This is a genomic window from Jiella sonneratiae, assembly GCF_017353515.1.
In the GTDB taxonomy this organism is placed as follows: Bacteria; Pseudomonadota; Alphaproteobacteria; order Rhizobiales; family Rhizobiaceae; genus Jiella; species Jiella sonneratiae.
The window spans coordinates 1-24,045 of the sequence record NZ_JAFMPY010000023.1 but is presented as its reverse complement, the minus strand read 5'-3'; the positions used below and the strand labels follow the sequence as shown (position 1 = coordinate 24,045).

Here is a 24,045-nt window from a genome sequence, read left to right as displayed (position 1 = left end):
GCGGTGCGCTCACGGCCTTGCGAATGCATCGCTTCCACCCGCTGCCTTTCAAGGCCACCCCGCCGCTGCCGCGGCGGGGACGGGTCGTCGCGATGGCGGCTGGCGCTTCCCGAATGCCTCCGGTCAAGCGGACCGATCCGCACCCCCCGCATAGTCGAGGAGGGGCCAGCGGCGCCTCGCAGCCGTCCGGGACGGGCACCCTCCGGAAGAGCGCACCGCCGCGGACACCGCCCGCCGGCCCCCGAACGATCCCGGTGATCATTCGTGCCCGTTCCGTGAGCCGGCGGTCGGGGAATCATACGGGCGGCGCGAGGGGGTGGGGATATCTTTCTTCAGGGACAGCATATTAGGCTGTCATAAGCTAAAACAGAACAGCGGCCACCTGCATAAATTGCCGCAACACCGCCGGGGTCTGGGCGTGCAATTACACTTTCATTAACATTCATAAGATTTTATAAGACTTACCGACGCCAAATAATAGAATCCTTTCCGTATCAAATGGATATGTCAAAGATAGATACCATGCTTTCGCCGGTAAGCGCTGGATAAATTTGTTGGAGCGTATTTTTCAACTCGGCCTCAGAACGAAATCCATCGGCCACTGCGTCACCCTCGTCGAGCTCCGAAAACCGCTTATATGTAGCCCTCGTGAAAAAGACTTCTCCTATTTCTAGTGTCTCACCTTCAGCAAAGCTTTCAAATCGGTTGGACGCGAAAAGCGGCAGAGATGTTTCCGCGGGGACTTCAACGCAACCAGCCCGAAAACGAACAGTCGTTGTCTTCCTACCCTCTTGAACCCAACGTACGTAGTCCGAACGAAGCAACAAGCGCCTACGTTTCCGAACCGCAATGTGTGGAAAAATAATCTCCAAACGCTCTTGCAGTTCAATAGGGTCATAGTTCGAGTCTATCAGTTCAGCGAACTTAGATCGGGAGAACGGGAACGCCTCAGCCTTCGCAGGATTCATCGTATAAAGCCGACCGTTGAGCCAAACGAAATCAATGTGAATGCGCTCGCACCAACTCAATAAGTCGTCTATACTTTCAACGATTGGCTCCCCCGGACCGTTTAAGCTTGTGTTGAGTAACACTGGTACGCGACCCGCCCTCGAAAACGCAGAAAGGATTCGATGTAAAGCTTCATTTTCAGCCCGTGACACGGTCTGAACGCGAGCCCAACCATGACCTTGCGAGCAAGATGCAATAATATTTTTGTAATTATCTCGAATTGGAGCAGTTTTTGCCATGTAAGGCGAAGCGCCAGCCATATCAAAGTAAACAGCCGCGTCTTCAATTCGTACTACGGGCGCGACCGGCATCATGTAATTTCGAGACTTAATTTCATTCAGTCGAGCACGTGAGACCGGATATGTAGCGTCCGCCAATATGCTCCTAAAACCCAGTGCCCGAGGCCCGAATTCGCTTCGGCCATTGAACAAAGCACAAACCTTACCCGCCGCTAGCGCTAGAGAGAGGTGAGTGAACCTTGGATCGTCGCAATCTGACGTAGAAAGTGCGGCCATCCGCGTCTTCCGCTGTGGAGACATCCGATATTTTCCGCCCAAATCTACACCTTGTTTTGGCAACCGTAAGATCTTGCCCGTACTGCGTAAATACCCGTCGATGGCATTGCCGAGGCACTGGCCAACGTCGCCTGAAGCTGGGTGAACAAATACATTCAACCGTGGGTACTTCTTTTGAAGCCTCCCTGCCGATACGCAGTTGTAGGCAACGCCACCTGAGAGAATGAAATTCTCAGTTTCATACATAGCACAATACTGGGCTGCGATTAGCTCAACATATCTATCAAGTTCTGACTGGAGCCACGCGGCTATTCCGAAATGCTTTGGACTGAACGGACTGTCGGGCGCCCTTTGATCGAAGCCAAAGATATTGTTTTTCTCTAAAAGGTCGTTAATTAATCTCCCATTTTTTTCTGGGTCATTGCCCAAAGGAAAAACAAACTCAGTACCGGAATGTTCAAAGAAATGAAATCCTGATAATTGATTTCTGACAGGCGCCAGTGCTGCCGCAGCCATAGTGTTTCCAGCGTAACGTGCGCCGTGCCAGCCGAGAAAGTATGTCATCGCGCGGAAGATCTCGCCGAAACCAATTGCACCAGGATCCTCAGCGTGTCTGGCGAGCAACCGGATCTCATTGCCGTCAATCAGGAAAATGCTGTGCTGCTCTCTCTTAGACAGCCACCATTTACCATCAACAACACTTTCAAGAACGTCACCTCCGCTATCCATGACAAGCACTATTGCCCGGTTGAAGCCTGACCACGCGGCAGCTCCAAGCGCATGGGAGCGGTGGTGACCACATCTTGTAATCTTTTTACTCGGAAGGTTCCCAAATATAAAAGATGTCGAGTAGTCGCAACAAGAGGACAAAACTAAATCGTCAAATATTTCGCCACGCTTTGCAATATTTGTTTTATAGTAATTTAGCGCTGCCGAGAACCCTCCACTCCCCTTCCTACGAGTCAAACGATCTTCAGCAATGGCAAATGATAGATTGTTGTTTTGGATAACCGCGATGCCGCCATCGGGCAGCGATTTGGAGTACGAGGTGTAGGCCTGATTACAACCCGCGATAATCATTTTCGGCTCAAGATAAATTTGTTAATTCTACCGATTACGTCGAAAGCAGTCAGCGAGATTGCAACAAGAGAGAGGTCTTGAACGGTTCTCGCCGAAAAGTTATCCCCCTGTAGTAACGTCGGCAATACGTTGGGGATCATATATATCGCACCGAATACGAAAAGGCCCACTATCGAAATTATGGGAAATCTAATCGATGGCTTAACGTACACAAAAAAGTTGAGAGATGTGTCTAATCTATCGAGACTATCCGGCTTCTCCCCATAATCGATTGTTAAGTGAGCCGGTATGCGACTTGATATGTCTGCAGTACGAAAAACAAATGTATTAACATCATACGATCCCGTCATCCTGGCGCTAGGTCTTTGCAGAGAAAATACCGCAGATTCACCCACTATCATTATTTCGTATGATGCCCTTTCTTTGAATTTATCTTCTCGATCAGTTCTTTTCTCGTTTATACTGTGAGGAATAGAAGAGTCCGACTGTAGCATGTGCATCAATTGCAATTCATAGTCGGTTTTACCCACGAGAGTCATGTTATTTGTGACTTTTTGGAATCCCCCTTTATTCAGCACTCTAATTCCTACGACCCTAGGGAAAGGTACATACTGCAAGTATTTAAATTTACCTAGACGCCTAACTATAGAAGCCCATCTCCTTATTTGTTGGTCATACTCTTCTTTAATTGTCTCAACATCGTCGGAGAATCTAACCTCGGCATTGGCCATCAGCACGAGTGGGTATAAATCTCTTCCTGGAGCATCGTTGTTTAGTTTAACACTTTTTCGCAGTAATTCGTTGAACTCAGCTATCTGTCCCTCAAGACGCTCCTCATCCTGCGGGAACTCGTAAATCTCGTCTACGGAGTATCCAATATAAAACACGGATCCGACAAGGTATATTTCGTCAATTGTGATATTCCTGAGGGGAATTATTAAACCGCTCTCATAATCTCTGAAGCAATAGCTTCCTTTTCTCTGTTTCAGACCATGAAAATCTCTTCTCACCTGTTCCGAAACAAAATGCTGATCAAATCGCGCTCTATATCTAGAACCATTAGGTAACGCTAGTATTTTTACTGCATCATAGCCGTAAGGGAATATTGAATTGGCAATAAGAAATATTCCGGGTGCGTTGGGTGTAGCCATCTAAATACCTTGCCCTTTAATGAGCACAATAAGCGAAATGCAGAGACATCGGCAACGATCGAATTGAGCGCGTCGCAAAAAAAATTCTAACACGGGCATTCGATGCTCGACCGTAATGGAACTCGTCAGTGGCTTCAGCGGCTGTGCTGGCACAGGGGTCTTAGTGCCGACTCGATTGATCAGAATTTAAAAGCCAGCCGACATCTGCGCATAGTCCTTTAGCGTCGCTACCCAAACCCCACACCCGCTCGTTTCTTTTTCCCACACCTTCTGTACCCATCCTCCCGAACTCCCCTAGATCCTCTCCCGGCGGCGCGGCTGCCGCCCCATCCCCGCCAGACCGAGAGACCCGCCGCAGCCGATGCTGGAATCCCTGTATGTCCTGATTCTCGTCGGCACCGTCCTCATCGTCGTCGCCGCCTTTTCCAGCCTGCTCGCCTTCCGGTTCGGCGCCCCGCTGCTGCTCCTGTTCCTGTCGATCGGCCTTCTCGCCGGGGTCGACGGCATCGGCATCGACTTCGACAATGCCGGGCTCGCCTATTTCGTCGGGACGATCGCGCTCGCCATCATCCTGTTCGATTCCGGCTTCGGCACCCGCATCTCGGCCTTCCGCCAGGCGGCGGGGCCGGCGATCACGCTGGCGACGCTCGGCGTGCTGCTGACCTCCGCGCTGTTCGGCGTCGCCGCGACCTTCCTCCTCGGCTTGCCGCTGGTCGAGGGGCTGCTCCTCGGCGCCATCGTCGGCTCCACCGACGCGGCGGCGGTGTTCTTCCTGTTGCGGGTCGGCGGCATCACCATCCGCGACCGCGTCCGCTCGCTGCTGGAGATCGAATCGGGCACCAACGATCCGATGGCGATCTTCCTGACCGTCGCGCTGGTCGAGACGATCCGCGCCGGGTCGGGCGTCGACGCCATCGGCGCGGAGGTGGCGCTCGGGCTTCTGGCGCAGATGGCGATCGGCCTTCTCGGCGGCTTTCTCGGCGGCATGGCCATCGCCGGGGTGATCCGGCGGCTCGCCATCGACAAGGGGCTGCTGCCGATCGTGACGCTGAGCCTCGCGCTCTGCGTCTTCGCGGCGGTCGGGGCGCTCGGCGGCTCGGGCTTCCTCGCCGTCTATGTCGCAGGGCTCTACGCCGGCAATGCCGGGCTCTCCAACACCGCCGCGGTCAAGCGCTTCCAGGACGGGCTGACCTGGCTCGCCCAGATCGTCATGTTCCTGATCCTCGGGCTTCTGGCGACGCCGTCGCAGTTCGCCGACATCCTCTGGCCGGCCCTGGCGCTCGCCGCTTTCCTGATCTTCGTCGCAAGGCCGCTGGCCGTCTGGCTGTGCCTGCTGCCCTTCGACTTCCAGCGCCGCGAGATGGCCTTCGTCTCCTGGGTGGGGCTGAGGGGCGCCGTCTCGATCCTGCTTGCCATCGTGCCGCTGATCGGCGGGCTCGACGATTCGCGGCTGTTCTTCAACACCGCCTTCATCATCGTCCTCGCCTCGCTGCTGGTGCAGGGCTGGACCATCGCCGCCGTGGCGCGGCGCCTCGGCCTCGTGGTGCCGCCGCGCACCGGCGTCATCGAGAAATACGAGCTCGAACTGCCGGGCAATCCCGACCACGAGCTCCTGTCCTACCGCGTCGCCGCCGGAAGCCCGGTCGCCCGCGGCGAGCGGATCCCGCGCTGGGCGCGGCCGTCGCTGGTGATCCGCGAGGGGCGCTCGATGGCCTATCAATATGCCGGGCGGCTGAAGCCCGGCGACTACGTCTTCCTGTTTCTCTCGCCGCGCTATCCGCCGCTGCTCGACCGGCTCTTCGCGCGGCCGGCGCAGGTCAGCCCCGACGATGCGGAATTCTTTGGCGAGTTCTCGGTCGACCCGGGCGCCAAGGCAATCGGCCTTGCCGAGGCCTACGGCGTGCGGCTCCAGCCGGACGAGGCGGCGATGACGATCTCCGAGCTGATGGTCGCCCGGCTCGGCGGCGAGGCCGAATATGGCGACCGCGTCGCCGCCGCGCCGGTGGAGCTGATCGTCCGCCAGACCGGCCTCGACGGCGCCGTCGTCGCCGCCGGCCTGTCGCTGGTGCCGGAAAGCGGCCGCGGCAGCCAGATCCCGCTGTTCTTCAGCCGCCGGGACTTCGTCGCGGCGCTGCGCCGGCTGGTCGGGGCGAAGGGCAGGAACGACTGACAGGCTCGTCCGCGGCGCCTCGTCTGGACGCTCTTTGCCGGGAAGGCTACGAAGCCGGACGCCGACCGACCATGTGAGCGTCGAACGGGTGCCCGCCGGGCGCCCGTCCCGCTCGCCCGACAGACCCTTGAGGAGAATTTCCGTGACGCAGTTCAAGACCCTCGACGACGCCGACCTGAAGGGCAAGCGCGTGCTCCTGCGCGTCGACCTCAACGTTCCGATGAAGGACGCGTTCGTCACGGACAAGACCCGCATTAAGCGCGTGCTGCCGACGATCCGCGAGATCGCGACGAAGGGCGGCCGGGTCGTGCTTTTGGCGCATTTCGGACGCCCGAAGGGCAAGCCGAACGCCCAGATGTCGCTGAAGCCGATCGTTCCCGTCCTTGCCGAGATGATCGGCAGGCCCGTCGCCTTCGCGGAGGACTGCATCGGCGCGGTGGCCGAGGCCGCCGTCGCGGCCCTGAAGGACGGCGAGATCCTGCTTCTGGAAAACACCCGCTTCTACGCCGGCGAGGAGAAGAACGATCCCGACTTCGTCGCGGCGCTGGCCAAGCTCGGCGACCTCTATGTCAACGAGGCGTTTTCCGCCGCCCACCGCGCCCACGCTTCCACCGAGGGCCTCGCCCATCACATGCCGGCCTATGCCGGGCGGACCATGCAGGCCGAGATCGAGGCGCTGGAAAAGGGCCTCGGCAGCCCCGCAAGGCCGCTGGTGGCAGTCGTCGGCGGCGCCAAGGTCTCGACCAAGATCGACCTTCTCGAAAATCTCGTCGCCCGGGTCGACGCGCTGGTGATCGGCGGCGGCATGGCCAACACCTTCCTCGCCGCGAACGGCGTCGCCGTCGGCAAGTCGCTCTGCGAACACGACCTCGCCGACACCGCCCGCCAGATCATGGCGGCGGCAGAGAAGGCCGGCTGCCGCATTCTTTTGCCGGTCGACGCGGTGATTGCCCGCGAATTCAAGGCGGGCGCCGCAAACGAGGTGGTGCCGGTGACCGCGGTGCCGCAGGACGCGATGATCCTCGATGCCGGCCCGAAGAGCGTCGAGGCCATCGAGGCATGCTTCGACGGGGCGAAGACGCTGGTCTGGAACGGCCCGCTCGGCGCCTTCGAGATCGCGCCCTTCGACGCGGCGACGGCCGCCGCCGCCCGCCATGCCGCGAAGCTGACCAAGGCCGGCGGGCTGGTCTCCGTCGCCGGCGGCGGCGACACCGTCGCGGCCCTCAACCAGGCTGGCGTCGCGGGCGATTTCACCTATGTTTCGACGGCAGGCGGCGCATTTCTGGAATGGATGGAGGGCAAGTCTCTGCCCGGCGTCGAGGTCCTCAAGGCATGATGACACCGCAGACTGAGTTTTCCGGCGGTCCACCGGGCTCGCTCCGCGATCTCTCCGGCGAGTTCGACCCCGGGGGGCTCGCCGCGTCGTTCAAGACCGGCCTGGTCTCCTGGCTGCTCCTGCCGGTCTATGTCTGGCAGGGCGTCCAGGCGCGTCGCCGCATCGAACGGATGCGTCCGCCCGCCGGCCGGACCAGCGGCTTTCTGGGCCCGGAGGCGGCCCGCGAGGCGGCCGTCAGGCTGCTCGTCATCGGCGATTCCTCGGCGGCCGGCGTCGGCGTCGAGCGGATCGACGATTCGCTCGGGCCGAAGCTCGCCGAGCGGATCGTCGCACTGACCGGCCTGCCGGTGTTCTGGCGTGCGGTCGGCGCGAACTCGGCCGTCTCGGCGGAGATCCGCGACCATGTGGTGCCCAATCTCGCCCGCGAGGCGTTCACCCACATCGTCCTGATGATCGGCACCAACGACGCCAAGAACTTCCATGGCGGGCGCCGCTTCAAGCGGGGTTTCGGCGGGCTTCTCTATGCGCTGAGGGCAAAGTGGCCCGAGGCGCGGATCGTCTGGTCGCCGCCGGTGGACCTGAAGCGCGTCCCGGCGCTGCCGCGCGGCCTCGCCTACGTCCTGGAACTGCGCGCCCGGATCGTCCGGAAGATCGGCGCGCGGCTCTGCGCCGAGCGCGGCGCGATCGTCGCGACCACCCTGCCCCGCGTCGAACCGGCGGGCTTTTCCCGCGACGGTTTCCACGCCTCGGCAGAAGGCTACGCCTATTACGCCAACCACCTCGTCAACTACGTGCTCGGCCGCGCCTGACGCCGGGTCTGGTGGTGACGTTCATCCTCGCACAGGCCGGACGTCGCCTGTGCCTGCCATGCGCAGGTCCCGCCGGTTGGCTTGCGATGTCGGGAGGTGCCGGGATCGCCGGACGTCGAAACGACGAAGGCCCAGTGGGCAAACCCGCCGGGCCTCAAGTCCTTCACGACGATGCCGCCGCATCGGATGCGACGCGCCCTTCAGCGCCGGAGGGCGCAATCAGGGCGACGAGATAGCGGTCGACGCGGTCCTGCGTTTCGTGCGGCGCCGGGCGCCGCGCTTTTCAGTGCGGGACGAGGCAAGCTTCGCTCCTACCCCTGCACTTTCTTGCTGAATGCGCGTGATATCGTCCGAAAACCGGATTCCGCTTTTCGGCATCGTGCTCCGAGGCCGGCGCCGCGTTGCCTCAGCGGCCGCGACGGCGCTTGTGACCGAGACCCATCTGCTTGGCGAGACGCGAACGCGCCGCGGCGTAGTTCGGCGCCACCATCGGATAGTCGGCCGCCAGATCCCACTTCTCGCGGTACTCTTCCGGCGAAAGATTGTAGTGGGTCATCAGGTGGCGCTTCAGCGACTTGAACTTCTTGCCGTCTTCCAGGCAGATGATGTAGTCGTCCGTCACGGACTTCTTGACCGGAACCGCCGGCTTCGGCTTCTCGACCTGCGGCGCCGCCGGCGCCGAGGTGGTCCGCCCGAGCGCCCCATAGACGTCCGAGATCAACGCCGGAAGCTCTGAAACGGGCAGAGAATTGTTGCTCACATAGGCAGCGACGACCTCAGCCGTAAGCTCCATGAGCATCTCGTTGTTTTCGATGGCCTCGATCTGATCCAATTTATCACCCGATCGTTTGATATCACGGCAGTGTCATAAAACTAGTTCGCGCGCCGAGCGGGAGAGCACTGCCGACCACCACTGGGCGCGCGGGAGCACGAGAACCATTGCTGTGCCTTGTTGCCCTGTATTTATGCCGATTTACTTGCTGTCAATAGCGAATTTCTGTTTTTTCAGAATTCAGGCCCAAGCAGGCTCGAAAACCGGGGGACATCACAAGCAAAATCCACCTTGAGCAGCGCTGCAAGAGCCGATCGGCCATGTCGAAGACCGGTCGCGTTCGCTGAGCTCATGCAACCAAGGGGCGTCTTTCCAAAAGTTAATTGATTCGTTTCTGGAATTTACGTCGGCTGCCAACAATTGCAGAGGAGATTCAGCTTTCGCAAATCGTCGATGACGTTTTCATTCATCGTCGCGGTCGCAGGGTCTGTTGCGTGGCCGCTGTCGGGGCGGTGCCCGCCAATGCAGGCAGGGCGCTCACCGGGCTCCGATGTCAGGTCGACCAGTGGAGTGGCATGGGCGGAGTGCCGGTGCGGCAGGAGGGGGGCGAATGGCGATGGCTTGACGGGAACGTTTCGTCGCGGGCGGCCACCGCAATTCCCGGCGGGACGCAATGCCCCGGGTCGCGGCCCCGCCTGCTACCCTTCATCCATCGGAGGCGGTCCGCCGAAGGCGGCGATACCCGCAGCAGGCCCCGGAAACGCCAGTGCCCGGCGTGCCGTGCCGGCAATCGGCCCGGTGGCGTTGGAAAGAGCGTGCCGACCGGCGATCACCGGCATCGCGACGGCGGCCCCGACGAAGGCTTCCGCCCGAACGGCATGACCCCGCCGCAAGGCGGGGCCGTTGACGTATCGTTCGATTCGATCCGCCGGAGAGTCTTCGGCAAGCCGCCTCTCATACGGTCTCCGGCAGATCACTTCGTGATGCCGGAAACAAAGACGCTCATTCGCCGCGCGGGCTTGATACGAGCCCGTTCTGACCGAGCGGATCTCGTATCAGAGCGGCTGATGCAGGCGCGACGGCTGTCACCGGCAGGCCGCCCAGCTCGCAGACATGCTCGCCGGGAGCTTTTCCGGATCAGTCGCCGTAGCGGACGTCGACAAGGGTGAAGCCGCGGGCGCGAAGCGCCTGGCCGAGTTCGCCGCTCGGATGGCCGACGAATTCGCCGCCCGAAGTCCGCGGCGCCGAGGTGAGCGAAGCGATGGCGATGCGCGAGGAGATCGTCTCCTGGCTCCGGCCGGCGCCGGCGCCCGGACGGACGACCCGGCCGCCCTTTCCGGCAAGGATCTCGGCCTCGATCGACCCGTCGTCGGAGGCGATTTCAACCGACCGCGCCGGCTTGCGGGCCGGCTTCGGCTCGCTCGAGAACGAGGCGTTGCGCAGCCGCGGCTTGCTCTCCGCCGCCGCTCCAGCCGCCGGCCGGTTCGCCGGGACGACGGCCGCAACCGCGCCGCGATCGACGGCGGCGAGCGCGCTCAGCGCGGTCGACGCGTCGTCGGCAGCCGGCGCTTCCGCCGTGGCGCCGCGCTTCAGCAGCGCAGCGAAATTCGGGCGATCGGTCGGGGTCGGCACCGCGAAGGCGAGCTGGCCGCTCGCGACCGTCTCGGGCTTCGGCGCTTCGAGGGCGGCAACGAGAGCGTCCACTTCACCGGAAACGTTCGTTTCGGCGGGAGTCGCCTTGGCTCTCGCCGCGAAGGTCGGAACCGGCACGCGGGCCGCCTCGAGCGTCGCGACCTGCGTCGCCGCAGCGGCCGGCGAGCCGACGTCGAAGCCGTCTGCGACGGGGACGCTCACGCCGGCCGGCAGATTGCGGGCCGGGCGCGGCTGCGGCACCACCGCTGCCACCTGCACCTGTGCCTCGGGCTTGGCCTGAACCGGGGCGGCCCGCGCCGGGGCCTCGGTCGGCGCCGCGACATCGGCTTCGTCCTCGGCCGCCTCGGCCGAGTCGCCGCCACCGAACAGCATGGCGATCAGCGACTTGCCGCCACCCGAGGAGCGCGACGAACCGGCATTCGCCACCTGGATCTCGGACTGGCCACGGCGCGCCTTGTAGGATGCGAGCGCCTGGCTGTAGCCGGGCAGCGGCTTGCCGTCGGACGGCACGTGGACGGTATTGCCGTTCGGGAACACGGCAAGAAGCTCGCGCCGGCTCATCCGCGGCCAGTGCCGGGCGTTGCCGACGTCGAAATGGACGAAGGGCGAACCGGAGCGCGGATAGTAGCCGACGCCGCCGACCTGCATCTTGAGGCCGATCTCGCGCATCTTCTTCAAGGGCACGTCGGGGATGTAGAAGTCGAGCGCCCGGCCGAGCGTGTGCTGGCTCTGCTTGGCGACGCCCGAGGAGCGCGAACGCAGCATCTCGTTGGTGGCCGGCGAGCGGTAGCCGCAGATGACGTTGATGTAGCCGTTCGACCCGGACTGGCGATAGGCTTCCCAGATCAGGTCGAGCAGGCGCGGATCCATGGTCGTCGCCTTGGCCTTGCGCCAGTCCCGGAGGAACCAGTTGATCTTCTTCAACTCGCCGGAGTCGTAGCGGCCGTTGACCTTGAAGTCGAACGACGCCTTTTCACGGGTGTGGAGATTGAAGAATTTCAGCGTCCGGGTCTCGGCCGCAGCGCCGGTCGCGACCGCAGCCCCGATCAGGGTCACGGCGACGATGGTGGCAAGACGCAGGGCCGTACGCCCGGCGCCGAGAGTTCTTCCGAACATCTGGCATCCCCCTACGACCGAAAATCGCGGCCGACCCTTCCCCTGGTCGGACCGTACATTCGGAACCGCTCTTCTCAGCGTCAGCTTGCGTAGAACTGCGGCACGAAAATGACAATGCCGAAGTTTTTCTCGTCCTTCATGCCGATTATTCGTTAACGCGGCGTGAACGACACATCGGTTCGGCCCGGCAAGCGATTGATTCGCAAGGCTTCATAAGGGCCGTTCGCCGGCCTGGAAGTTGCTTGGCCGGCAACCGGAAAGGCACCTTCTATCGCCACCGCCGCAAGGAAACCGCAAGCTTTGCCGCCGCGCGGCGCGCGCTCAGGCCGGAAAATCGATCCGCTCGCGAAGATAAGCCTCCATGCCTTCCAGCGATTTCCTTCCGGCTTCGCCGCCGAAGGCCTCGAAGACATGGACGCCGCCATTGGTCAGATGCAGTTCGACCGGATTGCCCGCGGCGAACCAGCGCATCGCCATGAACAGCGTGTCGTCGAGGAGGAGGTCGCGGGTGCCGCAGCTGAAGCGCGCCGCCGGCAGGCCTTCGAGGTCGGCGTAGAGCGGCGAGACCCGCGGGTCCTTCAGCGGGTAGCTGTCCGGCACGAAGCGCAGCACGAACTCCTTGATGTCGTCGGTGTTGAGAACCAGCCTGTCCTCGCCCGCCGCCCGGACGCTCGGCGTCAGAGAAAGGTCGTAGCAGCCGGCGACGAGCAGCGCCGCGCCGAAGGGGCGGAGCTTGTAGTCGTCGCGCAGACGGATCAGCGTCAGCACCGCGAGGTGGGCGCCGGCCGACTCGCCGCCGATGGCGAGATAGCCGCGCGGGGCCGGCAGATGGCCGTTGGCGAGCGCCAGGGCGACGTCGACGCAGTCGTCCGGCGCCGCCGGAAACGGATGCTCCGGCGCCAGGCGATATTCGACCGACACGACCGTCAGCCCGGTCGCGTCCGCCAGCTGGCGCAGCCGCGGATCGGATTCCTCGGCGCCGCCGAAAACCCAGCCGCCGCCGTGGAGGTGAAGGAAGCTGCCGCGGGTCGCGCCGTTAGAGGGACGGATGATCCGGATCGGGATCTCGCGGCCGGCCGAGCCCAGATGGATCAGGGTCTCCGCCGCCTTGTCCCGCGGGGCGTAGGGGAAGATGCCCTTCCCCTCCTTTCGTGCCTGGCGGACCTTGTCGAGCGGCAGCGACCAGGGGTCCGGGCGCTGGCGATGTTCAGTGCGCAGCCATTCGGCCAGCTTGACGAGCTCGGGATCGGTGCTTTCCGGATCGAATGCCTGCGGATCGATCGCCAGTCGCGCCTTTGCCATGCTCGTCATCCTGCCTGTCGGTCACGTTGCGGTTCTCCGGGAAAGCTAGGCACAAACGGGCGTCGTGGTAGGGCGGCCGTCGGCGCGACCGGCATCGCGCGGCAGACGCCGGGCGGGGCGCTGCCGCGCCTCGGCCGCACCTCAGCCTCGGGGGGCCGAGGTGCGCCAGGCGTTGATCGCCTGTAGCGTCGCCGGGCCGAAGACGCCGTCGCTGCGTCCCTGGTAGAAGCCCTCGGTGCGCAGATAGTCCTGGATCGCCTGGCGGACCGGCGGCTCGAAGATCTGGGCACTGTTGGTGACGATGAGCTCCTCCGCGTCGGCGTAGCCCTCGGCCAGTCCCTTCATCATGTTGGTCGCGGCGTCGAGCGGCGTCGCGCCGTCCGCACCGATGCCGAAGGCATTCATGAAGCCGACGTAGAAGTAGCCGCCGGCGACGTCCTTCTGGGCCGCCTGGCGATAGTAGTCGAAGGCCTTGGCGTAGTTCTCCGGCACGCCCTGGCCGCTGTATTCCATCTTGCCGAGCTCGACCAGGGCCTCCGGAACGCCAAAGGCGACAGCATCCTGGAAGAGCGCATAGGCGCCGGGATAGTCCTGGGCGAGATAGGTGCCGTTCACCTTCTCAATGCCGAGAAAATACTTGGCGAAGCCGTTGCCGGCGTCGGAGGACTTCTGCAGCCACTCGACGGCCTGGGTGGGATCCGCGGTGACGCCGCGGCCGTCGTAATAGGCGAGCGCGAGTTCGTACTGGGCGACCGGCTGGCCGGCATCCGCAGCCTCGCGGTAGAGCCGCGCAGCGTCGTCGTCCCGGCCGGCGGCCTGGTAGGTCCGCCCGAGCTGGAAGGTCATCCGCGCATCGTCCGGAGCGAGGCGATGCGCCGCCTCGCAGGCCGGCAGCGCCTGCTTGACGTCGATGTCGGTCGGCCCCTTCACCCCGGCGACGTCCGCCGGCTTCGTCGGGTCGTCGGAATCGGCGGCAAGCCGGTCGCAGTCGGCAATGACGCCCGCCGTCGCCGCATTGCGGCCGGGGGTCTCCGGCTGCACCGGGACGGGGACCGAAAGGGCATCCTGCTGTTGGCCGTCCGGCGTCGGGACCAGCGGCAGCGGATCGACGGGCGTCGCCGTGGCGTCGGGCGTTCCGCCGCCGGCCGGCGGGGTGTCGTTCGGCGCACCGTCCGGAACGGTCGGGCCGAGATCGGCGCCGGACGCCCCCGGCACACCGGGCTCGCCCAGCGGCAGCAGAACCGGCGGACCGTCGTTCACCGACAGGCTCGGCTGAAGCATCGCCATGCCGGCGACGGGATCCGGCGAGCCGGCGATCTGGAATGCCGTGCCGACGATCGGCGCCGGCTGGGCGGGCTTCACCGACAGGCGGATCGAGCGGGGATCGTCGAGAAACTGCCGCAGCGCGTCGGCCACCGCCTCGGCGAGCGGATCGTTGCCGGTGGCGCCCTTGACGGCGTCGCGCGCCGCCGTCGGGATCGCCGCCTTGAACAGCGGCGGGTCGATGTTCTGCTGGCGCGCGACGACCTTGATCATCTTGTCGACGAAGGAGGTGTTGACGAAGGCGAGATCGGCCGATTCCAGCGTCGCGCTCACGCCGAGCAGCGCGGCGGGATTGGCCGCGGCGATCACGGAGCGGATGTCGGCGGGGGTGAAGTTGGCGAGCCCCGTCGACAGCGTCAGGCTGCCCTCGTTGCCGATCGCGACCGCCTCGGTGAGCTTCAGGTTGCGGGCCGCCGTGTCCCGCCGCATCGTGGTGGTGAAGGTGAAGTCGAAGAAATCCGGCCCCAGCCCCTCGAAATCGGCAAGGCTCGCGCCGGAGAGCGTCGCCATCTGCTCCGGCGTGAAGGCGAGGTTCTTGACGGCGAAGGTCGCCGACTGCGGCAGGCCGTCCGACACGCCGTTGGTCGTCAGCTGGATCGCCGCGATCTTCAGGATCTCGCCGGTCGGGGCGAAGCCGACGACCGAGCGGACGTCGAGACCGCGCATGTCGACCGGGCCGAGGCTGTCGCTCGCCGGCGCCGCGCCGACCGCCGCGAGCCGCGGGTCGAGGATCGAGATCGACGAGATCGTCGCGACCCTGTCGTTCGGGCCGTTCTGTTCGGTCGCCCGGATGCTCGCCTTGGTCATGAAGATCGAATTGGCGGTGAAGGTGCCGTCCGGCTCGATCTTCGGCTTGAGGACGACGGCGGAGGGCGCGACGAAGCCGCTCCAGTTCGGCTGGCCGTCGTCCTTGGTGAGCCGCAGATTGGTGATGAAGAGATCGCCCTGGTCGAGCACGGCGGAATCGTAGCGCACCCGCGGCCCGCTGGCGCTCGGCGGCCCCTCCAGGGCGTTCAGCCGGTCGACCAGCGTGTCGGCGAGGAGCTTGGCGTCGCCCGTCGGCGCCTGCGGCCCGGCGGCCGGCGCATTGCCGGAGGCCGCATCGCCCGACGTCGCGGCATCGCCGGCGGGGGTGCCGCCCGCCGGCGCGGCGATGTCGGTATCGGGTTCCGGGATCGGCACGGGCCGCGGTTCGCCGTCGCCGCCCGCGGCCGCCCCGCCGGCGGCTCCCCCGGTACCCGCACCGGCGCCCGAGAACGGGTCCTCGGCGACGTTCGGCGAGGCCTGGCCGCCGTCCGTCGGCTGCGGCTGCGGCTGCGGCTCGGCCTGCATGGCCGATCCGCCGTCCTGCGGTACGGCACCGCCCGCGCCGGCGGCTCCGCCCGAAGGCTGCGGCGCGGAGGCGGCGGAATCCTTGGTGAGCTGGCCCTTCAGGATCCGCGCGAAACTCGCATAGGGGCAGGTTCCGAAGGCGTCGATATGCGCCTGATAGGCCTCGGGCGTGTTGATCTGCCGGGCGATCTCGAAATGGTCCTTGGCGTCGCGGCAGTCCGCTGCGGCCTGGGCGACGATCTGGTCGGCATTGGCCGGGACCGCAAAAGCGAGAAACGCGGCGCCGGCGAGAAGCGCCAGTCGGCGGGTACGGGTATGGATGGTCATCGTGTCGAGGCCTGTGAATCGTTGCTGGGATGCCCCTGCCCGCCCCCTTCGTTGTCCGCAGACGGCGGATCGAAGGCGACGGGTCCGTCACACCGGCCGGGCCGGCTGCCTCGGTCGCGACGACCGATGCGGCCAGGGCCGGAGACACAGCGAATTGCCTCTCCGCGGACGCTTCTTGCGGCGCCACCCGAAATGCCGTCCGAATAGCCGACGACCGGGAAACCCGCCCGTCTTCGGGCAAAGGTCACCGGCCGCAGCGGCGACGGCACTGTCTCAGGTGATACCGCGCCGGGACAGCCGCGACAAGAAATTTCCGTTACGTCACAAAAGCCAAGCGCATGCGGCGACTGCGTGACGGGCACCGGGGGCCGCGCGGCGAGCCGGCCGCCGGGCAAGCGCCCCGAGCATCGGCCCTGCGATCCGGCAGGTGCTGCGCGTCACTCCAGGATGATGTGCGGCACGAAGCGCGACAGGTTGCGGGTGATCGGCGACCGGTCCTCGCGCATGCCGAGGCCGCAGGCCCGGTCACCGACGATCCACGACCCGAGGACGGCATAGGCGCCGCCGGCCTCGAACAGCCGGGTGAGTTCCTGCACGACATGGCCCTCGCTGCCGTAGGAGCCCTCGGTGAGCTCGACCCGCTCGCCGTCCTTCAGCACCTCGACGTTCTCGCCCTCGCGCGAAAACAGCGGCTTCTTCACGGCGTCCCTGAGGCTCGCGGCCTGGGGTTCGTCGGCAAAGAAGGCCGGCAGCAGGTTCGGATGCCCCGCATGCCGGTCCCAGAGCAGCGGCAGGATACCCTTGTTGGAGAGGATCGTCTTCCAGGGCGGCTCGACGATGGTCGCCCCCGCCGTCGCAAGGTGCTTTGCGAAAGGTTCGCGCAGCATGTCCTCCCAGGGATAGAGCTTGAACAGGAGGTCGATCACCCGGTCCTCGGTGTCGGTGAAGCGGCCGTCGGCGTCGACGCCGATCTCGCGAATGTCGAGGAGGCTGGTGCGGTGGCCGGCCTGGACGGCACAGTCCATCAGATAGGCGGCGGTGCCGCGGTCCTCGTCGCTCTCGGTCCAGGCGGCGAAATGGAAGATCGGCTCTTTCGAAAAGGTCGCGAGGGCCTCGACCAGCGCCTCCTGGATCGAGTTGTACTGGTCGGCATCTTCCGGCAGCACGCCGCGTGCGACGTTGTCGGTCAGCCAGTTGTACTGGAAATACGCCGCCTCGAAGATCGAGGTCGGGGTGTCGGCGTTGTATTCGAGGAGCTTGGCCGGCCCGGTGCCGTCATAGGCGAGATCGAAGCGGCCGTAGAGATGCCGGTCGCCGCGCCGCCAGGAGGCGGCGACGAGGTCGCGCATCGCGTCGGGAACCTTGAGCTTTTCGAGCGCCTCCTCGTCGCGGACGACGTCGGCGACGAGGTCCATGCACATGTCGTGCAGTTCCTGGGAGGGCGCCTCGATGGCCTCCTCCACCTCGGCGAGCGAGAAGGCGTAGGCGGCGTCGTCGACCCAGTAGGGCTCGCCGTACATCTCGTGGAAGCCGAAGCCGACGGCTTCGGCCGCCTCGCGCCAGTTCTCGCGCTCGGGGATGGCGATCCGTTTCATCGGCGGCCCCGGCCGCAGCACACTGCGGGGAACGCCCCGGCGGAAAGGCCGGAAGGCTGGACCGGGCCCTCAACCACCGAAGAAGCCGCCGCCGCGCGACGAGGAGCGGCCGCCGAAGCCCGAACGGGAGACCGTCCGGGTGTTGACGTTGACCGGCCGGCTCACCGACTTGCCGCCCTCCACCGTGCTGGTCAGCGTGTCGCCGGCGCGGTTGGTGTAGATCGGGGTCGAGACGTAGCCGGAACTGTAGCGATAGTCGCGATAGGCGGAGTAGTTCGACAGGCTCGAAATGGCCGAAGAGACCAAATAGCCGGTCATGAAGGGCACGAAGAAGCCGGTGCCGGAGCCGCTCGTCTGGCCGGCGGCGTTCTGGTTGCCGGGATTGCCGGCCTGGAAGCAGCGGCCGGCGCCCATCGCCGCCTCGCATTCCTGCAGGCTGGCATAGTGCGGCGCGTCGGTGAGATGCTTCTGCAGCGCCTGCTGGTACTCGGCCTCGCAGATCTGCATGTCGACGCCGGCATCGGCGCATTGCTGCGGCGTCGAGAAGACCATCTCCTTCGGCTGGTCGTCGCCGCAGCCGTAGAGCACCATGCCCGTCGCCGCGATGGTGCCGAGGGTGAGGATCGGCGGGGTGCGTCTCGTGAAGCGTCTCTTCATCCCCGCCTCCTCAATAGGTCATGCAGGCGGCGTTGAGGATGCCGACCGCAAGTGCCACGGCGGCGCCCCAGACGCCGGCCGCGATTTCGCCGCGGGTGATGCGGTCGGCGAGCCCCTTCATCGTCGACGAGGCGACGTAGAAGGCGAGGAGCTGGGCGATCGCGCCAATCACCGACCAGATGATGAAATCGAAGATCGACACCGAATTCGCCGCCGCCGAAGCGAGCGGCAGGGAAAATCCGAGGATCGTTCCGGCAAAGGCGGTGACGGCCGCGACGTTGCCCTCGCGGATGAGGGCGAATTCCTTGTGCGGGGTGATCGCCGTGTAGACGAGGGCGAAGACCCCGTAGAGAACGAGGCCGAGGACGAAATAGGCGAGAAAGGCCGGCAGGCCCGCGACGTATCCGAACATTCAAATCCCTCTTTTCGCGCGGCGGCGAGCGCCCCCGCATCCTGGTTTCTTGCCCCGCGACCCGGCCGCCTCGGTGGATTGAATTCGACATTCCGGTCCCCACGGGACGGAACCGAATGTCGGCATCGGACCGCCAGGACGGCGCGGCCGTCTCACACGCGTCTGACGTCGGCCGGCGAGAGACCGTAGCCGAGCATGAACTCCACCGAGCCGCCCTCGCGGCTGGACCGTTCGGCGATGTCGCGTTCGATGTTGATCAGCAGCATCTCCTGCGCCCGGCCGAGCGGGCGGGCGTAGAGCATGCAGGTCTGGTGGATCGAGCGGACCGCCTCGCCGTCGTCGACGTCCTCGACGAACTCGACGAGGTCGGCGCGGCCGTCGCCCTCGCCCCAGTATCGCTCGAAGAGGATGCCGTCGGCGTCGTAGGTGGGCTGGCCGATGATGCCGGAGCGTCCGGCCCAGCGGTCCCATTCGGCCCGGCCCGCCGGCACGACGCTGTCCCAGGAGGCGTAGATGCTGATGTCGCTGATCGCATCGCCCGGCTTGCCCGTCGCCGACAGGGCCTGCAGCAGCCGGTCGTCCTCGTCGTAGTAGCGCGACAGCACGGTCTCGCCGTCGAGCCGCGCCTCGCCATAGGCGACGACGATGAAGGTTCCGCCGCGCGGCAGTTCCATGCCCGGCGCCGCGCCGGCGACGTCGGCCTCGAGGGCGAGCGTGTCGATGTCGATCGCGCCGCCGATGGCGACGCCGAGGGGCCCGCGCTCTGCCGGAAGGTCTGCGGCCTTGTCCCTGCCCCCGAACAACGAGAAGATCATGCGCTCTCCCTGGCGAAGGCGTCCCAGACGATGCGGCCGGGATCGAGCCTGTGGTCGGCGATGTAGTAAAGCACGTCGCCGGATTGGATTTCGATCGATTCCTGGCAGTTGAGGTCGACATTTCCGTGACGGGCCATGCCGACCAGCGTCACGGCGTAGCGGCGTCTGAGATGGCCGAGCGCCGTCTCGTAGGCGAAGGCGGGCAGACCCTCGGGAACCTTGACGGAATAGGCCGTGTCCCGCTTGCCGGCGGAAAGCAGGAGGTTGGCGACGACGGAAGAGCCGGGATCGCGGGCGGCGCGCACCATCAGCTCGGACGACAGCGAGGTCACCGTCTCGATGCGCGGATTCTGCCGGTTGAGGATCGATGCCGTCGTGTCGAAGTCGAAATAGGCGACGACATGGGCACTGGCGCAGATCGTCGAGGCGACGAGGGCGGCGGCCAGCGTCTCGTCGTCGCTGGCGCCGCGGACGATGACCGCGCGGGCCTGCGGCGCCCCTGCCCGCTCGAGCCCCGCCGGATCGGCCAGCCGCTCCACCCTGACGTAGTCGATCTTCTCCGGCATCGGGTTCTGCTCGAGATCCTTGGCGACGAGGATCGTCGGGGCCTCGCCGTCCGGCCGCTCGGCGACGATGAGCTCGAGCAGCCGGCGGGTCGTGCCTTCGTGCCAGCCGATGACGACGTCGTGCCCGCTACGATCGTGAAAATTGCCGAGACCTTTCATGCGGCCCTTCCAGATGTTGCCGACCGCCGAGAGGAGCTTGCCGAGGACGGCGGTGAAGATCGCGATGGCGCCCGGCAGGACGAAGAAGGCGGCGACCAGGCGCCCCGCCGAACTCGCCGGAGACAGGTCGCCGTAGCCGACCGTCGTGGCGGTGACGATGTAGTAATAGACGAAATCGATCGGCCGCGACACGAAGTCGGCCTCGCCGGCGAGCGCCATGAACAGCCAGCTCGCCAGGAGATGGGCCATTGCGAGCGCCAGAATCGCTCCCCATGTCAGCTCGGCGAGAGCGACGTAGAAGCGGCGAAGATAGCGCGAGAACAGTGGCACAGAGCTTCCCGGACGAGCGGTTTCGGCGTTTATGCGGCGATTTATTCCCTAAGGTCAACATTGACCCGGGACGGGGGCAAAACCGTTTGGACAGGCCCCATGCGGTGATGTAGAACCGCGACGCGAACCTTGGCAACCGAGGGAAACCCAGTGGAAAAGTGGAATCTTGCCAGCCTGACCGAGCTCTTCGCTTCCGATCCGGAAGAGCTGGGCGACGTCGACGTGACCGTGGTCGAGACCGGCGACGTCATCCGCGTGACCCTGAAGGACAAGGGCGACCTGGACGTGCTCGTCGCCGCCGGCGGCGACCAGGTTCTCGCCAGCGTCATCCTGACGCCCGCGGACGATGTGCCGCGCCGCGAGGCCTTCGAACGGATGATCCTTTCCACCCACAAGCTGGTGCCGCTGTCGACCTTCGGCATCACGACCATCGGCGGCAAGGAATATTACGAGCTGTTCGGCTCCCTGTCGGCGCAGTCCAGCGCCGACGAGATGATCGAGGAAGTGGCCGTGCTGGCGGCCAATGCGGTGGACGCCGCCAACATGATCGAGTCCTGGAAGAACGGGGAGTTCGGCGCATGAGTGTCTGGAACAAGCTTTTCACCGCGGTGCGCGGCGGCGTCAACGAGGCGGCGGAAACCGTCGCCGACACCCAGGCGCTGCGCATTCTCGACCAGGAGATCCGCGACGCGGAAAACGCCCTGCGCCGGGCGCGCTCCGACCTCGCCGGCATCATGGCCTCCAACAAGTCGCTGCAGCGGCGGGTCGACGAGGCCCGCGCCAAGGAACAGAAGGACACCGACAGCGCCCGCGCGGCCCTGCAGGCGGGCCGCGAGGATCTCGCCCGCGGCCTCGCCGACCGGATCGCCAAGACCCGGACCGAGGCGAGCCGCGACGAGGCCGAGCTCGAAAAGCTCGGCCTGCGCCAGCAGCAGATGATCAAGGCGGTCCAGGACACCGAGCAGCGCATCCAGCAGATGCGCCGCGAGGTCGAGAACGTGAAGGCCAACGAGTCGCTGATCAAGGCGCAGTCGGCGATCGCCACCTCGCAGTCCGGCATCAATTCCAAGCTCGGCAACGCGATGGATTCGCTCGATCGGATCCGCAAGAAGCAGGAGATGCAGCATGGCCGGCTCGAGGCCGGCGCCGAGCTCGCCGCGCTCGAATCCGGCTCCGATCTCGACCGGCAGCTGCTGGCGGCCGGCATCGGCGGCCAGTCGCAGTCGGCCGACGACGTCCTCGCGCAGATCATGGGCACGAGCTCCTCCCCGTCGCTTTCGGCTCCGAAGGATCCGCTCGGCCTCGAACGGCCGAAGGACGCCTGATCCGGCTCTCCGCATCCGGCCGCACGCGGCGGCCGCAGCGACGAGACACAAGGCCCCGGCCCCCGGCCGGGGCCGTCGTTTGCAGGACCCGCCTCTTGCCCCGCTACTCGACGCTCCTCGCCGGCATCCTGTTCACGCTGGCGGCCGGCTGCACCTTCGCGGTGCAGGATTCCATCGGCAAGACGCTCACCGGGCTGGTTCCCCTGGTGCAGGTGCTGTGGGGCCGCTACGTCTTCCAGACGACGATCATGGCGACGGCGCTCTCGGCGACGCGCGGCACCGCCTTCCTCAGGACGTCGCATCCCGTCCTGCAGATCCTGCGCGGGCTGTGCCTGCTCTCGGCGACCTCGCTGATGTATGCCGCACTCGCCTATGTGCCGCTCGCCGACGCGACGGCGGTGATCTTCTTCGGGCCGATCCTCGTCACCGTGTTCTCGGTGATCTTTCTCAAGGAGCGCATCGGCGTCCACCGGATCGGCGCGGTCGCCGCCGGCTTCGCGGGCATGCTGGTGATCATCAGGCCGGGTCTCGCCTCCATCGAGCCGCGGCTCTTCCTCGTCGTCCTCGCCGCGGTCTTCAACGCCTGCTACTTCCTGCTGACCCGGCGGCTTTCCGGCCGCGAGGACTCCGCATCGACCATGTTCAACACCTCGGCCCCCGGCGCCGTGGTCCTCAGCGCCATCGCGCTTCCGACATGGGAGACGCCGAGCCCGACGGCGGTCGCCCTGATGGTGGCGATCGGCTGCACCGGCTCGCTCGCGCATTTCCTGCTGGTGCGCGGCTTTGCCTATGCGCCGGCCTCGCTGCTGTCGCCGTTCCTCTACATCCAGGTGCTGGCGGCGAGCATTTTGACCGTCGTCGTCTTCGGCGATCCCCTGCACCTCACCACCGCCGTCGGCGCCCTCATCCTCGTCGGCTCGGGCCTCTACATCTGGTGGCGCGAGAACCGCTGAGGCGAAAGCCGCTCCGAGGGGACTGAAAGCGGCGGCGGGACGGAGCTTGCGCCGTCACGGCGATTGCCGCCGGCATCTTATGGCGCTAGGCAGGCCGCACGGAGCGCGGGCTCGGTCACAATGCAGCCGTCGGATCGCGGACGATCGCGGCCGCAGGGCAGATCCCGCCGCCACGGCTGCCGAAGAGGACGACGTTCATGGCCTATGCCTTCCCTCCCGCCTGGATCCCGACGCTGCCGATCCGCGGCACCAGCGACGCGTTTCCCGTGCGGCGGATCTATTGCGTCGGGCGGAACTACGCCGACCACGCCGTCGAGATGGGGCACGATCCGGACAAGGAACCGCCGTTCTTCTTCCAGAAGAATCCCGACAATCTGGTTCTCACCGGCGAGTTCCCCTACCCGTCGGCGACCGAGGACGTCCACCACGAGATCGAACTCGTCGTCGCGCTGGCGAAGGGCGGCACAGACATCGCCGCCGAAGCCGCCCTCGACCACGTCTTCGGCTATGCCGTCGGGCTCGACATGACGCGGCGCGACCTGCAGGCGGGCGCAAAGAAGCTCGGCCGGCCCTGGGAGATCGCCAAGGCCTTCGAGAAATCCGCGCCGATCACCGAGATCGTGCCGGCATCGGCCATCGGCCATCCGTCCGCCGGAGCCATCACGCTGTCGGTGAACGGCGAGATGCGGCAGAGCGGCGACCTCGCGCAGATGATCTGGAAGACCGGCGAGGTCATCGCCCACCTGTCCGGCCTGTTCGAACTCGCGCCGGGCGACCTGATCATGACCGGCACGCCGGCCGGCGTCGGCGCGGTGCATCGCGGCGACCGCCTGGTCGGTGAGATCGCGGGGGTCGGGCGGTTGGAGGTGCGGGTGGTGTAATTGTCACCCACCGCGTCTTAACAGGAGGCCGACATGAGCGGGCCCGATACCAGACGAGCAACGCTCGACGAGATCGAGGCAATGATGGAGGCGGGGGAACTCCATCATGAGCCCAACGCGCCTGAAGGTCCCGATCTCGCTGACGCATTCTGGGCGGAGGCGGCGTGGGTTGCACCACGCGAACCGGGGCATGTGATACCAACCGTCCTAACCCTTGACCTGTGCCCATGATCGTCGGGTGATTGATGCGACGGTTGGCGGGTCTCGTGCGAAGAATGTCCATGCATCGCAGCAGACGTCGACGATGTGGGCATAGTCGTCGAAGACGGTGATGGCGAGTTTGTTCTGGCGCAGATACTGCCAGACGTTCTCGACCGGGTTGAGTTCGGGGGCGTATGGCGGCAGTTCGACGATGGTGATGTTGCCGGGAACGTTCAGGTCGTGCGACTTGTGATAGC

19 protein-coding genes are annotated in these 24,045 nt (G+C 65.2%); 7 read left to right on the top strand and 12 right to left on the bottom strand.

Features of this window, described 5'->3' with window-relative positions:
• Positions 1–494: 494 nt before the first annotated feature.
• Positions 495–2,603, bottom strand: a complete 2,109-nt coding sequence (locus J1C47_RS18295; RefSeq protein ID WP_207352233.1) for a carbamoyltransferase C-terminal domain-containing protein — start codon at positions 2,601–2,603, stop codon at positions 495–497.
• On the bottom strand, positions 2,600–3,754 hold the full coding sequence (locus J1C47_RS18290) for a hypothetical protein (protein WP_207352232.1): 1,155 nt from the start codon (positions 3,752–3,754) through the stop codon (positions 2,600–2,602). The genes J1C47_RS18295 and J1C47_RS18290 overlap by 4 nt, the downstream gene beginning before the upstream one ends.
• A gap of 361 nt (positions 3,755–4,115) precedes the next feature.
• On the opposite strand from J1C47_RS18290, the gene J1C47_RS18285 reads away from it, so the two are divergent.
• The 3 genes from J1C47_RS18285 to J1C47_RS18275 all read left to right on the top strand — a co-directional run bounded on the left by J1C47_RS18285 (position 4,116) and on the right by J1C47_RS18275 (position 8,069).
• Positions 4,116–5,924 (top strand): potassium/proton antiporter, encoded by a 1,809-nt coding sequence (locus J1C47_RS18285; protein ID WP_207352231.1) that lies wholly within the window; start codon positions 4,116–4,118, stop codon positions 5,922–5,924.
• Between the two features lie 142 nt (positions 5,925–6,066).
• Positions 6,067–7,260: a phosphoglycerate kinase gene (locus J1C47_RS18280; RefSeq protein ID WP_207352230.1), complete on the top strand. Its 1,194-nt coding sequence runs from the start codon at positions 6,067–6,069 to the stop codon at positions 7,258–7,260.
• A complete protein-coding gene (locus J1C47_RS18275; RefSeq protein ID WP_245396658.1) occupies positions 7,257–8,069 on the top strand; it encodes an SGNH/GDSL hydrolase family protein in 813 nt (270 codons plus the stop codon). Before J1C47_RS18280 ends, J1C47_RS18275 begins: the two co-directional genes overlap by 4 nt.
• 406 nt (positions 8,070–8,475) lie before the next feature.
• Here J1C47_RS18275 and J1C47_RS18270 read toward each other — a convergent pair whose 3' ends face one another.
• The 9 genes from J1C47_RS18270 to J1C47_RS18230 all read right to left on the bottom strand — a co-directional run bounded on the left by J1C47_RS18270 (position 8,476) and on the right by J1C47_RS18230 (position 20,428).
• A complete protein-coding gene (locus tag J1C47_RS18270; protein ID WP_207352229.1) occupies positions 8,476–8,868 on the bottom strand; it encodes a Ros/MucR family transcriptional regulator in 393 nt (130 codons plus the stop codon).
• A gap of 1,110 nt (positions 8,869–9,978) precedes the next feature.
• Positions 9,979–11,610 carry a peptidoglycan L,D-endopeptidase MepK gene (locus J1C47_RS18265; RefSeq protein ID WP_207352228.1) on the bottom strand — a complete coding sequence of 544 codons (1,632 nt, stop codon included), beginning with the start codon at positions 11,608–11,610 and terminating at the stop codon, positions 9,979–9,981.
• A 321-nt stretch (positions 11,611–11,931) separates the two neighbouring features.
• Entirely contained in the window at positions 11,932–12,912 is a 981-nt protein-coding gene (locus J1C47_RS18260; RefSeq protein WP_207352227.1) for an alpha/beta hydrolase, read from the bottom strand.
• A 141-nt stretch (positions 12,913–13,053) separates the two neighbouring features.
• Entirely contained in the window at positions 13,054–15,894 is a 2,841-nt protein-coding gene (locus tag J1C47_RS18255; RefSeq protein WP_207352226.1) for an SEL1-like repeat protein, read from the bottom strand.
• A 437-nt stretch (positions 15,895–16,331) separates the two neighbouring features.
• Entirely contained in the window at positions 16,332–17,489 is a 1,158-nt protein-coding gene (locus J1C47_RS18250; RefSeq protein ID WP_207352225.1) for a glutathionylspermidine synthase family protein, read from the bottom strand.
• A gap of 69 nt (positions 17,490–17,558) precedes the next feature.
• The gene (locus J1C47_RS18245) at positions 17,559–18,146 is read right to left on the bottom strand and encodes a DUF1190 domain-containing protein (protein WP_207352224.1); all 588 of its coding nucleotides are present in this window, start codon (positions 18,144–18,146) and stop codon (positions 17,559–17,561) included.
• Between the two features lie 10 nt (positions 18,147–18,156).
• Positions 18,157–18,558, bottom strand: a complete 402-nt coding sequence (locus tag J1C47_RS18240; protein ID WP_207352223.1) for a DUF350 domain-containing protein — start codon at positions 18,556–18,558, stop codon at positions 18,157–18,159.
• Positions 18,559–18,710: 152 nt separating this feature from the next.
• Positions 18,711–19,373 carry a DUF2491 family protein gene (locus tag J1C47_RS18235; protein WP_207352222.1) on the bottom strand — a complete coding sequence of 221 codons (663 nt, stop codon included), beginning with the start codon at positions 19,371–19,373 and terminating at the stop codon, positions 18,711–18,713.
• Entirely contained in the window at positions 19,370–20,428 is a 1,059-nt protein-coding gene (locus tag J1C47_RS18230; RefSeq protein ID WP_342592011.1) for an ion channel, read from the bottom strand. The genes J1C47_RS18235 and J1C47_RS18230 overlap by 4 nt, the downstream gene beginning before the upstream one ends.
• 150 nt (positions 20,429–20,578) lie before the next feature.
• On the opposite strand from J1C47_RS18230, the gene J1C47_RS18225 reads away from it, so the two are divergent.
• The 4 genes from J1C47_RS18225 to J1C47_RS18210 all read left to right on the top strand — a co-directional run bounded on the left by J1C47_RS18225 (position 20,579) and on the right by J1C47_RS18210 (position 23,587).
• Positions 20,579–21,010, top strand: a complete 432-nt coding sequence (locus J1C47_RS18225; protein ID WP_207352221.1) for a DUF2170 family protein — start codon at positions 20,579–20,581, stop codon at positions 21,008–21,010.
• Entirely contained in the window at positions 21,007–21,753 is a 747-nt protein-coding gene (locus J1C47_RS18220; protein WP_207352220.1) for a PspA/IM30 family protein, read from the top strand. The genes J1C47_RS18225 and J1C47_RS18220 overlap by 4 nt, the downstream gene beginning before the upstream one ends.
• Positions 21,754–21,848: 95 nt before the next feature.
• Positions 21,849–22,706: a DMT family transporter gene (locus tag J1C47_RS18215; protein ID WP_207352219.1), complete on the top strand. Its 858-nt coding sequence runs from the start codon at positions 21,849–21,851 to the stop codon at positions 22,704–22,706.
• Positions 22,707–22,903: 197 nt separating this feature from the next.
• The gene (locus tag J1C47_RS18210; protein ID WP_207352218.1) at positions 22,904–23,587 is read left to right on the top strand and encodes a fumarylacetoacetate hydrolase family protein; all 684 of its coding nucleotides are present in this window, start codon (positions 22,904–22,906) and stop codon (positions 23,585–23,587) included.
• Between the two features lie 207 nt (positions 23,588–23,794).
• Here the strand turns inward: J1C47_RS18210 and J1C47_RS24235 are convergent.
• On the bottom strand, positions 23,795–24,045 hold a 251-nt coding region (locus J1C47_RS24235; protein WP_425354576.1), incomplete at its 5' end, for a transposase.

Bases quoted from the DNA above. Each gene is read 5' to 3' on its own strand.
- J1C47_RS18240 (WP_207352223.1), bottom strand. From the start codon at position 18,558: ATGTTCGGATACGTCGCGGGCCTGCCGGCCTTTCTCGCCTATTTCGTC.
- J1C47_RS18270 (WP_207352229.1), bottom strand. From the start codon at position 8,868: ATGCTCATGGAGCTTACGGCTGAGGTCGTCGCTGCCTATGTGAGCAAC.
- J1C47_RS18290 (WP_207352232.1), bottom strand. From the start codon at position 3,754: ATGGCTACACCCAACGCACCCGGAATATTTCTTATTGCCAATTCAATA.
- J1C47_RS18210 (WP_207352218.1), top strand. From the start codon at position 22,904: ATGGCCTATGCCTTCCCTCCCGCCTGGATCCCGACGCTGCCGATCCGC.
- J1C47_RS18245 (WP_207352224.1), bottom strand. From the start codon at position 18,146: ATGAAGAGACGCTTCACGAGACGCACCCCGCCGATCCTCACCCTCGGC.
- J1C47_RS18255 (WP_207352226.1), bottom strand. From the start codon at position 15,894: ATGACCATCCATACCCGTACCCGCCGACTGGCGCTTCTCGCCGGCGCC.
- J1C47_RS18250 (WP_207352225.1), bottom strand. From the start codon at position 17,489: ATGAAACGGATCGCCATCCCCGAGCGCGAGAACTGGCGCGAGGCGGCC.
- J1C47_RS18235 (WP_207352222.1), bottom strand. From the start codon at position 19,373: ATGATCTTCTCGTTGTTCGGGGGCAGGGACAAGGCCGCAGACCTTCCG.
- J1C47_RS18275 (WP_245396658.1), top strand. From the start codon at position 7,257: ATGATGACACCGCAGACTGAGTTTTCCGGCGGTCCACCGGGCTCGCTC.
- J1C47_RS18260 (WP_207352227.1), bottom strand. From the start codon at position 12,912: ATGGCAAAGGCGCGACTGGCGATCGATCCGCAGGCATTCGATCCGGAA.
- J1C47_RS18295 (WP_207352233.1), bottom strand. From the start codon at position 2,603: ATGATTATCGCGGGTTGTAATCAGGCCTACACCTCGTACTCCAAATCG.
- J1C47_RS18220 (WP_207352220.1), top strand. From the start codon at position 21,007: ATGAGTGTCTGGAACAAGCTTTTCACCGCGGTGCGCGGCGGCGTCAAC.
- J1C47_RS18285 (WP_207352231.1), top strand. From the start codon at position 4,116: ATGCTGGAATCCCTGTATGTCCTGATTCTCGTCGGCACCGTCCTCATC.
- J1C47_RS18265 (WP_207352228.1), bottom strand. From the start codon at position 11,610: ATGTTCGGAAGAACTCTCGGCGCCGGGCGTACGGCCCTGCGTCTTGCC.